This is a genomic window from Sphingopyxis granuli NBRC 100800, assembly GCF_001591045.1.
Taxonomy (GTDB): domain Bacteria; phylum Pseudomonadota; class Alphaproteobacteria; order Sphingomonadales; family Sphingomonadaceae; genus Sphingopyxis; species Sphingopyxis granuli.
Map to the genome: position 1 here is coordinate 19,003 of NZ_BCUA01000048.1, position 10,914 is coordinate 29,916.

8 protein-coding genes and 1 tRNA gene are annotated in these 10,914 nt (G+C 66.4%); 5 read left to right on the forward strand and 4 right to left on the reverse strand.

Translation table 11 applies throughout. The annotated features are described in order from the left end of the window. Positions 1-35 precede the first annotated feature (35 nt). Entirely contained in the window at positions 36-1,034 is a 999-nt protein-coding gene (locus tag SGR02S_RS12180; protein WP_067110019.1) for a 2-hydroxyacid dehydrogenase, read from the reverse strand. 128 nt (positions 1,035-1,162) lie between these two features. Here SGR02S_RS12180 and SGR02S_RS12185 point away from each other — a divergent pair, with 128 nt between their 5' ends. Beyond that, positions 1,163-1,621, forward strand: a complete 459-nt coding sequence (locus SGR02S_RS12185) for an SH3 domain-containing protein (RefSeq protein ID WP_067110053.1) — start codon at positions 1,163-1,165, stop codon at positions 1,619-1,621. Between the two features lie 73 nt (positions 1,622-1,694). Then, complete coding sequence (locus tag SGR02S_RS12190) at positions 1,695-2,678, forward strand: phosphatase PAP2 family protein (RefSeq protein ID WP_067110023.1); 984 nt, start codon at positions 1,695-1,697, stop codon at positions 2,676-2,678. A 69-nt stretch (positions 2,679-2,747) separates the two neighbouring features. On the opposite strand, the gene SGR02S_RS12195 is transcribed toward SGR02S_RS12190, so the two are convergent. The 3 genes from SGR02S_RS12195 to SGR02S_RS12205 form a co-directional block, all read right to left on the reverse strand. Then, entirely contained in the window at positions 2,748-3,170 is a 423-nt protein-coding gene (locus SGR02S_RS12195) for an RcnB family protein (RefSeq protein WP_067110026.1), read from the reverse strand. Between the two features lie 422 nt (positions 3,171-3,592). After that, positions 3,593-4,780, reverse strand: a complete 1,188-nt coding sequence (locus SGR02S_RS12200; RefSeq protein ID WP_067110029.1) for an acetyl-CoA C-acyltransferase — start codon at positions 4,778-4,780, stop codon at positions 3,593-3,595. A 125-nt stretch (positions 4,781-4,905) separates the two neighbouring features. Beyond that, complete coding sequence (locus SGR02S_RS12205) at positions 4,906-5,883, reverse strand: helix-turn-helix transcriptional regulator (RefSeq protein WP_067110032.1); 978 nt, start codon at positions 5,881-5,883, stop codon at positions 4,906-4,908. A gap of 575 nt (positions 5,884-6,458) precedes the next feature. On the opposite strand from SGR02S_RS12205, the gene SGR02S_RS12210 reads away from it, so the two are divergent. The 3 genes from SGR02S_RS12210 to SGR02S_RS12220 all read left to right on the forward strand — a co-directional run bounded on the left by SGR02S_RS12210 (position 6,459) and on the right by SGR02S_RS12220 (position 10,888). After that, entirely contained in the window at positions 6,459-8,846 is a 2,388-nt protein-coding gene (locus SGR02S_RS12210; protein ID WP_067110035.1) for a YadA-like family protein, read from the forward strand. A 386-nt stretch (positions 8,847-9,232) separates the two neighbouring features. Then, positions 9,233-10,687: a coniferyl aldehyde dehydrogenase gene (locus tag SGR02S_RS12215; RefSeq protein ID WP_067110038.1), complete on the forward strand. Its 1,455-nt coding sequence runs from the start codon at positions 9,233-9,235 to the stop codon at positions 10,685-10,687. 114 nt (positions 10,688-10,801) lie between these two features. Then, positions 10,802-10,888: transfer RNA gene (locus tag SGR02S_RS12220), tRNA-Leu, on the forward strand. Positions 10,889-10,914: the final 26 nt, after the last annotated feature.

A 10,914-nucleotide genomic window follows, 5' to 3' on the forward strand; every position in this document is an offset into this window, starting at 1 on the left:
GCAATCCAGAGCGGCTCAACGCGCCCGTTGGGAAACTACACCCACCCCTCCAGCACCTGGTCCGGCGGCCGGTGGCCGTCGGCCCAGGCGCGGATGTTGGCGATGACCTTTTCGCCCGACGCCTCGCGCCCCTCGATCGTGGCCGAGGCGAGGTGCGGCAGCAGTACCGCATTGTCGAGCGTCAGCAGTTCGGGATCGACCACCGGTTCCTGCGCATAGACGTCGAGCCCGGCGCCCGCGATGCGGCGGCTCTTCAGCGCCGCGATCAGCGCCTTTTCGTCGATGATTTCGCCGCGCGCGGTGTTGATCAGATAGGCGGTCGGCTTCATTGCCGCGATCCGTGCCGCGTTCACCATCTCGTGCGTCTCGCTGGTGTGCGGGCAGTGGATCGTCACCACGTCGCTGATCCGCAGCAGCGTGTCGACGCTCGCATGATAGCTCGCGCCCAGTTCGTCCTCGATCGCTTCGGGCAGGCGCCGGCGGTTGTGATAGTGGATCGACAGGCCGAAGGCGCGGGCGCGGCGCGCGACCGCCAGCCCGATGCGCCCCATGCCGATGATGCCGAGCAGCTTGCCCCCGACGCGGCGGCCGAGCATCGTGCTGGGCGCCCAGCCTTCCCACCGGCCCGATCGCATCAGCTTCTCGCCCTCGGCCAGCCGGCGCGGGACCGACAGGATCAGCGCCATCGTCATGTCCGCGGTATCCTCGGTGAACACGCCGGGGGTGTTCGCGACCATGATGCCCTTCGCGCGCGCCGCGGCCAGGTCGATATGGTCGACGCCGGCGCCGAAATTGGCGATCAGCTTCAGCCGCTCGCCCGCCGCCGCGATGATCTCCGCGTCGATGCGGTCGGTCACCGTCGGAACGAGCACGTCGCAATTCTGCACCGCGGCGCGCAGTTCGTCGATCGTGAAGGCGCGGTCGCGCGCTGAGAGGGTGACGTCGAACAGCTCGGCCATGCGCCCTTCGACGTGCGGCATGAGCTGGCGGGTGACGATGACGCGCGGGCGCCGGGGACGGGAGGAATCGGACATGACCGCCGATAGAGCGTGCCGCGGCGAAGGGGTCAAGAGGGGCGGGCGCGACGAAGCCTGTGGACGAACCGTGCCGCACGCGCCGCGAGCGGTTGAAAAAGCAGGCGGAGTTTGACAAGGCATCGGCCATGAAAAGCCGCCAGATTCTCGCTGTGCTGGCGCTGGTGGCCGTAGTCGGCCCCGCCGCCGCCCAGTCCGACCCGCAACTGCCCTATTGGGCCTCGATCAGCGTCGACGAGGCGCGGATGCGCAAGGGGCCATCGCCCGATGTGCCGGTGATCTGGGAATATCGCCGCAGGGATCTGCCGGTGAAGGTGATCGCGCGGCACGAACTGTGGCGCAAGGTCGAGGATCCCGACGGCACCCGCGGCTGGATGGCGGCGCGGCTGCTCAGCCGCACGCGCACGGCGATCGTCACCGGCGGAACCCGCCCGATGCGCGAATCGCCGAACGAATCCGCGCCCGTCGCCTATCGTGCCGAAGCCGGCGTCGTCGGTCGGATCAGCGATTGCCGCGACGGCTGGTGCCGCTTCGACGTCAAGGGCCGCCGCGGCTGGATCGAAACCGCCCATATCTGGGGCGATTGATTTTTCGCGCACGCGCGGTCGATCGGGGCCGCCATTAATCGAATTTTATGCGCGCGCCGCTAACAGGCGGACCATGAACGCATCCCTCCATCGTGAACCCGAATCGCAGGGTTTCGACGACGCGTCCTGGCTGCTCATCGGGCTCTGCCTGCTGTTCCTGATCGCTTTCCAGCTTGCCGCGCCCTTCGCTTTTGCGGCGAACGGCTTCGCCGGATCGGCCGCGATGATCGGCCTGCTGTGGACCACCGACCGCTTCTATACCCGCTATCGCGTCCGCCCGGCCTTTGCCGCGCTGGTCACGTCGGTCATGCTGATCATCCTCTTCTCGATCGTTGGCGGCATCCTCAGCTATCTGGTCGCCGCGCAGGGCGGGGCGCTCTGGGATGCGCGGCTTCAGCGCTGGGACCTGGCGCTCGGCTTCGACTGGCTCGGCTATGCGCGCTGGGTCAACGATCATCCGACGCTCGCCACCCTCTATCGCTGGGCCTATGTCAGCATGATCCCGCAGCTTCTGGTGATGGTGCTCGCCCTGACCGCCACTAACCGGCTGCGCGAGATGCGGATCGCGATATGCGCCGCGATTCTCGCGGGGCTGGCGGCGGTGCTGCTTTCGGGCCTGACGCCGGCGGTCGGAAATTATATCCACCTGAACCTTGGTCCCGGCGATCTGCCGAACCTGCGGCCCGCGGCGGCCGTCGTCCACTACGCCGACCTGACGGGGCTGCGCGACGGCAGCTTGCGTCTGATCGACGTGACGCGGATCGAGGGGATCATCACCTTTCCCAGCTATCATTCCGCGCTCGGCGCGATCTTCATCTGGGGATTTGCGCAGCTGGGCCGCGCCGGATGGGCGGGGATGCTGTGGGCCGGTCTGATGCTGTTGGCGACGCCGATCGACGGCGCGCATTATCTGGTCGACGTTCTCGCGGGGATCGCGCTGGCCGCGGCGGCGCTGATCGCGGCCGGTCGGCTGGTGCGCCGCCCGTGGCTCCGGCCGGTTGCCAAAGCCGCCGGCGACAAGGCCCCGCTGCCGGCGCCCTCGACCCTTCCGGCCTGACCCTTCTTGGTCAGGACAAGGAAAAAGGGCCGGGCGCGAACGCCCGACCCTTCGCCCGCCCGCCGGTGATCAGCGCCAGCGGAAGTGGTTGCGGTAAACCTTCATCACCTTGCCGCTGCGCACATTGACCAGCAACAGGTCGTTGTAGTGGCGGACATAGGCGAGGTTGCGGCCCGCACGCGGCACGCCCCAGCGGCTGTCGTAATTCAGGCGATAGGCCGGCGCGTAATAGTTGGAACGCAGCGTCGAACCGGCGCGGAACTGCTGATATTTGAACGGGGCGCGCCAGTTCTGATAGCGATTGTCGCGGCGCCAGTCGCGGACGTCCTGGCGATATTCGCGCTTCGCGTCGCGCACGTCGCGCTGGTTGCCGTGCGTCTGCGCATAGCGGATGTCCTGCCGGTCGCGGCGCAGCTCGTGGGTCTGGGCCTGCGCCATCGCGGGAACCATCATCGCGGCAATCAGGCCGGCGGTGAGAATTTTATTCTTCATGGTGCCATTCCTTTGATCGGTCACGGGGGAGGGGATCTGCCCGATGACAGGGAAAGGATTAGGCGAGTCGGTTTGAACGAACCCGGAATGCCGCGTTTATCTTCGGCTCATCAGTGTCGCAGTTTGTCGCGGTCGAATGGCGAGAGGATGCGGCCCGTGCACCGTTTTTGCGTCGTCACCCGAGGAGCGAAGCGCCGTGGCAATCCAGAGTGGGCGGTGACCGCCCTCTGAATTGCTTCCCCGGATCGGCTCGGCAATATCCCTTTTCGACAGGTAACCGTTCCCCGGCGAAAGCCGGGGTCCATGCCGAGCGGTGCCATGCCATCTGGGCCCCGGCTTTCGCCGGGGAACAGGCCCCTACTTGCCTTAAGGATATATATGTCGATCAGGTCGGCGGTCGCAAAGACGAAGTCTATGCTCTGTCAGACCAGTTCGACCGCCACCGCCGTGGCCTCGCCGCCGCCGATGCACAGGCTCGCGATGCCGCGCGTCTTGCCGTGACGCTGGAGCGCCGCGATCAGCGTCGTGATGATGCGCGTGCCGCTCGCGCCGATCGGGTGGCCGAGCGCGGTCGCGCCGCCGTGGACGTTGATCCTGTCGTGCGGAATGCCCAGATCGTGCATCGCGAACATCGCGACGCAGGCGAAGGCCTCGTTGACCTCGAACAGGTCGACATCGGCAATCGACCAGCCCGCTTTTTCCAGCACCTTGTTGATCGCGCCGACCGGGGCGACGGTGAAATCCTTGGGCTCCTGCGCATGCGCGGCGTGGGCGACCAGCTTCGCGACCGGCTTCGCGCCCTTCGCATCGGCGACCGACTGGCGCGTCAGAACGACTGCGGCGGCGCCGTCGGAAATCGACGAGCTGGTCGCGGCGGTGATCGTGCCGTCCTTGGCGAAGGCGGGGCGCAGCGTCGGAATCTTGTCGGGGTTGCCCTTGCCGGGCTGTTCGTCGGTGTCGACGACGACTTCGCCCTTGCGCGTGGTCAGCGTCACCGGGGTAATCTCGGTGGCGAAGGCGCCGCCCGCGATCGCCGCCTGCGCGCGCTTCAGTGATTCGATCGCATAATCGTCCTGCGCCTGCCGGCTGAGTTGATAGGCGTCGGCGGTGTCCTGTGCGAAGGTGCCCATCGCGCGGCCCGCCTCATAGGCATCCTCGAGCCCGTCGAGGAACATATGGTCATAGGCGGTGTCGTGGCCGATCCGCGCGCCGGAGCGATGCTTCTTGAGCAGATAGGGCGCGTTGGTCATCGATTCCATGCCGCCCGCGACGACCAGGTCGATGCTGCCCGCCGCCAGCGCCTCGGCGCCCATGATCACGGTCTGCATGCCCGAACCGCACACCTTGTTGACGGTGGTCGCCTGCACCGACTTGGGCAGGCCCGCCTTGATCGCCGCCTGCCGCGCCGGTGCCTGGCCCAGCCCGGCGGGGAGGACGCAGCCCATGTAGATGCGCTCGACATCCTCGCCCTTCACCCCGGCGCGCTCGACCGCCGCCTTGACCGCGGTCGCGCCCAGATCGGTCGCACTCGCGTCCGAAAGCACGCCCTGCATGCCGCCCATCGGGGTGCGGGCATAGGAAAGAAAGACGACGGGATCGGTTGCGGTCATGATGCGAGACTCCGGTGGAAAAGGTCGGACGCCGGTCTAGCGGAAATGCTGCACGTGCGAAAGAAGATTGAGCCGTATCGTCGATCGAGCGCCGGGCGATGACGGAACCCGGCCACCGTCCGTCTTCAGCCGAGCGACGACCGCCAGTCGCGTGGAGTCATGCCGAAGCGGCGGCGAAAGGCTTTGGTGAAGGCGGACGGGTCTTCGTAGCCGCTTTGCAGGGCGACCTCGCCGATGTCCAGGCTCAGGTCGCGCAGCAACTGGCGCGCACCGTTCAGCCGGACATCGCGAATATATTCCGCTACGGCCACTCCGCGCCGATCGAACAGGCGATAGAGGCGGGCGCGCGAGCAATGAAGCGCCTGCGCGACCGCGCCGACCGTCAGGCGCGTATCAGCGCGATGCTGATCGATAAAGCGGCAGGCGGCGGCGAACAGCGATCGGTCGGCCATGGGCCGGTTCACCCCGAACCGCTCGCCGCATTGTGCAAGATAGGCGCGGACCAACAACCCGAGCGAATCCATGGCCGCACCCGATGCCGCGGCGTCCATCTTCGGGCCGAGTTGCGCTATCGCCCGCAGGTCGATCGCAATCATTCGCGCCAGCGGCGTATCGGGAAGGCGCATCAGGGGGTCGTCTCCCCGCAAGGAGGACAGGCCGGTTGCCCGGTGCACCAACGCGCGAGGCAACGAGATATAGAAAGCGCGATAACCGGCGGGCGAATTCGCCGTGCGTGCGCGCTGCGCGTCGAACAGGGCGATGCCGGACGCGTGTGAAAAAAGGGTCCGGCCGTCGCCGCGGTCGGTCACCTCGATCGCGCCGCCGCTGACCAGCGCCAGGCACATGTCCCGCTCGTCTACTTCGGTAAACCGGGCTTTAGTGGGAGCGCAGACCGTTTCGGAAAAGCCGATCCCGTCGTCTCCCTCGCAGCCGATGACGCCCGCGCCATAGTGGCTGTGATCGAGCAGCGGCATCGGCGCCAGATCCACCTCGGGGAAATGCGATCGCCAGAATTCGAATGCATCGTCCGGAGCGACACCGTTCGTATTGACCGAAAAGAAACGCGCCGCCCGTTGAGCGCTCAAATTGCGTTTTTTCTCCATATTCGCCCCCCCTTTTTTCTAGCGTATCTCTCGATGGCGTTCAACTGGCCGGGATTCGCTTCATCGAGACAAGCGGCCGAAGGCTGGAACAGCCGCACTAACGGCCGGGCATCCGCCGCGTCTATGCAGGCGACCGATTTGATCTGCGGCCGGGGCCCGACGCGCCCGGTCTGACCAAGGAGGTAGAGATGGGGCGATTGTCGAATGAGTTTCACAAAGTCAGCGCTGCCGCACGCGCGGAACGTCGGCTGCGTCTGGTCCGCCGGGATCGTTTCATATGGCCGGGAAGCGTCCTGGGGGCCGCCGGCTTCCTGTTCGCCCTGTCGCCTTCGGCGGCCCTTGCGGACGATCCGGGCTATACTTTGTGTCCGGGTGGTTTGATCAGTTTCACCGGCTTTTGCCCCGCCGATCCTCCACAACCGACCCCAACCCCGACCCCAACCCCGACCCCAACCCCGACCCCAACCCCAACCCCAACCCCGACCCCAGCCCCGACCCCAACCCCAACCCCAACCCCGACTCCCACGCCGGTCGATCCAGAGGCGAGCTTCGCCACCGGCGATCTGTCGGTGGCGATGGGCGAAGGCGCTGTCGCCGTCGGCGTGTCGAACACGGCCAGCGGTCAGCGCGCCATCGCGGTTGGGACGGCCAATCTGGCGGATGGCTCGAACGGCGTCGCCATAGGCGCCGCCAATGAGGCGCTCGGACAAACGAATGTGGCGATGGGGATGCAGAATGTCGCGGACGGCGCGGCCGTCTCGGTCGCGGCCGGTATCGGCAATCACAGCTCCGCCACCGGAAGCACCGCATTGGGCATCGCAAACACCGTGAGCGGCATAGTAAGCTCCGCTTTCGGTTACGGCAATGGCGCATCCGGTACATTCAGCCATGCCATCGGCACCTACAGCACCGCGCTGGGCGACTACAGCACCGCGCTGGGCCTGAATGCCGCCACCGGCGTGAGCGCCGCCGGCGGCCTGGCGCTGGCTGGCTGGTACGACCGGAACGGCGACGGCAACTTCCTGTCCCCCGATTATCTGAACGTCGACACCGACGAAACCGCAGCGGCAATGGGTATAAGCGCCGTCGCGGTAGGCAGCGGTGTTCGCGCGTCGGGCGACTACAGCAGTGCGTTCGGCGTCAACGCCATCGCCATCGCGACCGGTTCCACGGCCATCGGTTTCGGAGCAGTCGGAGACGTCGCGGGCGCGCTTTCGGTCGGTTCGATTGATGCCCCCGGACGCATCGTTCATGTCGCCGCCGGGCAAAGCGGAACCGACGCGGTCAATTTGGGGCAACTCGATGCCGTGTCCCAGCGCGTTTCCCAACTGGAAACCAGCATTCCGTCAGGTGTCGTCGCTGGCCTTGGCACGCTCGCGCTTGGCAACGGATCGAATGCGTCCGGCGACACATCGCTCGCGATGGGGGGCAATGCGTCATCGCAGGGAACGCAAGCCGTTGCCATCGGCGCCTCTTCGGCGGCGTCGGGGGAGCAGGCGCTCGCCCTCGGGGGCAAGGCGGATGCGGCAGGCAAGACATCCATCGCTATCGGATCGGGTGCACGCACGGGTGGCCGGAGCTTCGATATCCTTTCGATTCCGACGGGCCCGATCCTGTTCGCAGCCGCGGCTGCGGTTGAAGACGAGAGTGCGAATGATGCCATCGCCATCGGGACAGATGCTTCGGCGAGCGCCGACGACGCCATAGCGATCGGCAAGGGCGCTTCGGCGTCTGCTGCAGGCGCTATCGCATTCGGCGCCGGATCGCTGGCGGATACGGCGAACACGCTGTCGGTCGGCAACGCGTCGCAGACTCGCGTCATCACCCGCGTTGGAGCGGGCGCAATCGATGAAAACAGCAGCGACGCCGTGACGGGCGCCCAGCTTTATGACACCAACCAGGCCGTGGCGGGACTGGAAGGGCGTGTCGCTACGCTGGAAGATCAGGCGGGTGCGGCGGTTCAGTCGAGCGTCGCGGCAACCTCTGCAGCGCGGGATGCCGCGCAGTCGGCCAATTTGGCCGCTGCGGGCGCAACGACCGCCGCAGCGGATGCCGTGAATGCGGCGGCAGGTGCCCGCACCGCTACGGTCGAGGCAACCGCTGCGGCTGAGGATGCACGCAGCGCGGCACAGGAGGCCCGCGTCTCGCTTGCCCGGACCGAGCATATCGCCATCAGCGGTGAGGGCGACGCACCGGTCGCCAGTGGTCCCAATGCGGTTGCCATCGGTGGCGGCGCTCAGGCTACGGACGGCAACGCGGTGTCGATCGGCTTCGGCAATATCGCCTCTGGCAATGGGGCCGTTGCCATTGGCGACCCCAATGTCGCAACCGGAACCGGCGCGGTTGCCATCGGCGAAGACAATGTCGCGACGGGTATCGGCGCCATTGCTCTTGGCAATGCCAATCAGGCCTATGGCGCCGGCGCGGTTGCGCTGGGCAATGGTGCAAGCGCCACCGGTGACGGCGCGGTCGCCATCGGCCCCGATGCGGTGGCCGGGCGCGCCAATCAGGTGGCGCTGGGTAGCGCGCGCTCGACATACAAGCTGGCGGGCATCGCGTCGGACGCCAGTCGTGCCGCCCAGCAGGGCGCGGTCAGTCTCGTGACGTCCGACATCGCGGGCAATCTTGCGACGCTCGATCTCGACGTCAACGCTCTCCAGAATTTGGGAAACAGGCTCGATGCGATCGAAAGCGGCGTTAACGCGATCGGCAGCGCCCTGAACCGCGCGACACGCCGTGCTGACGGCGGGATTGCCACGGCCATGGCGTTGGGCGGAACGGTGATGCCCGCCGATGTCGACTTCGCCCTGTCGTTCAATCTGGCGACTTTCCGCGGGCAGCAGGGATTTTCAGGGTCTCTGGTGGCCCGTATCAGCGAGCGTGTCTGGGTATCGAGTGGCATCGCCGGATCGACCGTCGGAGGATCGACGGGCGCGCGCGCCGGTATCACGTTCGGCTGGTAGGGAGGGGCATGATGAGCAATCCTCCTCTCCTGCGTCCGCCTGCCGGCGAGGGGAGGAGGGCGGTGGCCCCCGTGGTTTTTGCCGAAAACCGCTGACCTACAATCGTTCGCTGCGTTATTCTTGCATGCTTTCCACGCTTCGGTGTGCTCCTGTCCTACGCGGCGGCCCATCGGCTTAAAGTCGTAAAAGGGCACAGTTTCGTACCCTGCTTGTAGGGCTTTTCGTCCCCCGTCGCTCGAATAAGGCGCCAGCGTTTCTCGTTCCAGTGTGAAGTTGCACGGTTTTCCGGCCTTCCGCCCAGTTGCGCGCGCGTCAGGCGGGTTTCATCTTGCAACCCGCCGCGCGGCATGGTCAATTGCCGGCCGCAAGTCATAGGGGAGACGGTCATGGCCACCGCCATCAAGCAGGATATCGCCGGGGAAGCCGCCCGCATGCAGCAGGTCCTTGCCGCGCAGAAGGCGAGCTTCACCGCCGCCATGCCCGAAAGCCTCGCGGTGCGCCGCGACCGCATCGATCGCGCCATCGCGCTGCTCGTCGATCATGCGGAAGATTTCGCCAAGGCGGTCAGCGAGGATTTCGGCCATCGCAGCCGCGAGCAGACGCTGATGACCGACATCATGCCCTCGGTCAGCGCGCTCAAGCATGCGAAGAAGCATCTCGCGAACTGGGCGAGGGGGGAGAAGCGCAAGCCGACCTTCCCGCTCGGCCTGCTCGGCGCGAAGGCCGAGGTCATGTACCAGCCCAAGGGCGTCGTCGGCGTCGTGAGCCCGTGGAACTTCCCGATCGGCATGGTGTTCGTGCCGATGGCCGGCATCCTCGCCGCGGGCAATCGCGCGATGATCAAGCCGAGCGAGTTCACCGAGAATGTCTCGACGCTGATGGCGCGGCTCGTTCCCGACTATTTCGACGAAAGCGAGATGGCGGTGTTCACCGGCGATGCGGAGGTCGGCATCGCCTTCTCGAAGCTCGCCTTCGACCATCTGATCTTCACCGGCGCGACGAGCGTCGGACGGCACATCATGCGCGCCGCCGCCGAAAATCTGGTGCCGGTGACGCTCGAACTCGGGGGCAAGTCGCCGACCTTCATCGGGCGCAGCGCGAACAAGGACCTGGCGGGACAGCGCGTCGCGATGGGCAAGCTGATGAACGCCGGACAGATCTGCCTCGCGCCCGACTATCTGCTTGTTCCCGACGATCAGGAGGCGGCGGTGATCGACGGCGTCGCCAAGGGGGCGGCCGCGCTCTATCCGACCCTGCTCGCCAACGACGACTACACCTCGGTCGTCAACACGCGCAATTACGACCGGCTGCAATCCTACCTTGCCGATGCGCGCGACAAGGGCGCCGAGGTGATCGAGGTCAATCCTGGGAACGAGGATTTCGCCAGTTCGAACGGCCACAAGATGCCGCTCCACATCGTCCGCGGCGCGACCGACGAGATGAAGGTGATGCAGGAAGAGATTTTCGGTCCGATCCTGCCGGTGCGCACCTATCGAACGATCGACGATGCCATCGACTATGTGAATGCGCACGACCGTCCGCTCGGCCTCTATTATTTCGGCCAGGACCGAAGCGAGGAGGAGCGCGTGCTTACCCGCACCATCTCGGGCGGCGTCACCGTCAACGACGTGCTGTTCCACAACGCGATGGAGGATCTGCCCTTCGGCGGGGTCGGACCGTCGGGTATGGGCAATTACCACGGGGTCGACGGCTTCCGCACCTTCAGCCACGCGCGCGCCGTCTATCGTCAGCCCAAATTCGACGTCGCGGGGCTGGCGGGTTTCAAGCCGCCCTATGGCAAGGCGACCGAAAAGACGCTGGCGCGCGAGCTCAAGAAATAGGGAGACACGGCGCGCCGGCCGAGGCGTCGCGAAGCCGACGATAGGCTATGGTCATCCCCCGCGCGCATCCTTATAGGGGCGAATCTGTCGATCGGCCCGCCGGGCGGTCGCCGTGCGGGTGTGGCGGAATTGGTAGACGCAGCGGATTCAAAATCCGCCTCTGGCAACAGAATGCCGGTTCGAGTCCGGCCACCCGTACCAGCTTTTCCGTGATTGTCAGAGCATCG

Excerpts from the sequence above, each read along its gene's own strand:
- SGR02S_RS12185 (WP_067110053.1), top strand. The coding sequence starts at position 1,163 with ATGAAAAGCCGCCAGATTCTCGCTGTGCTGGCGCTGGTGGCCGTAGTC.
- SGR02S_RS12195 (WP_067110026.1), bottom strand. The coding sequence starts at position 3,170 with ATGAAGAATAAAATTCTCACCGCCGGCCTGATTGCCGCGATGATGGTT.
- SGR02S_RS12205 (WP_067110032.1), bottom strand. The coding sequence starts at position 5,883 with ATGGAGAAAAAACGCAATTTGAGCGCTCAACGGGCGGCGCGTTTCTTT.
- SGR02S_RS12190 (WP_067110023.1), top strand. The coding sequence starts at position 1,695 with ATGAACGCATCCCTCCATCGTGAACCCGAATCGCAGGGTTTCGACGAC.
- SGR02S_RS12200 (WP_067110029.1), bottom strand. The coding sequence starts at position 4,780 with ATGACCGCAACCGATCCCGTCGTCTTTCTTTCCTATGCCCGCACCCCG.
- SGR02S_RS12215 (WP_067110038.1), top strand. The coding sequence starts at position 9,233 with ATGGCCACCGCCATCAAGCAGGATATCGCCGGGGAAGCCGCCCGCATG.
- SGR02S_RS12210 (WP_067110035.1), top strand. The coding sequence starts at position 6,459 with ATGGGCGAAGGCGCTGTCGCCGTCGGCGTGTCGAACACGGCCAGCGGT.
- SGR02S_RS12180 (WP_067110019.1), bottom strand. The coding sequence starts at position 1,034 with ATGTCCGATTCCTCCCGTCCCCGGCGCCCGCGCGTCATCGTCACCCGC.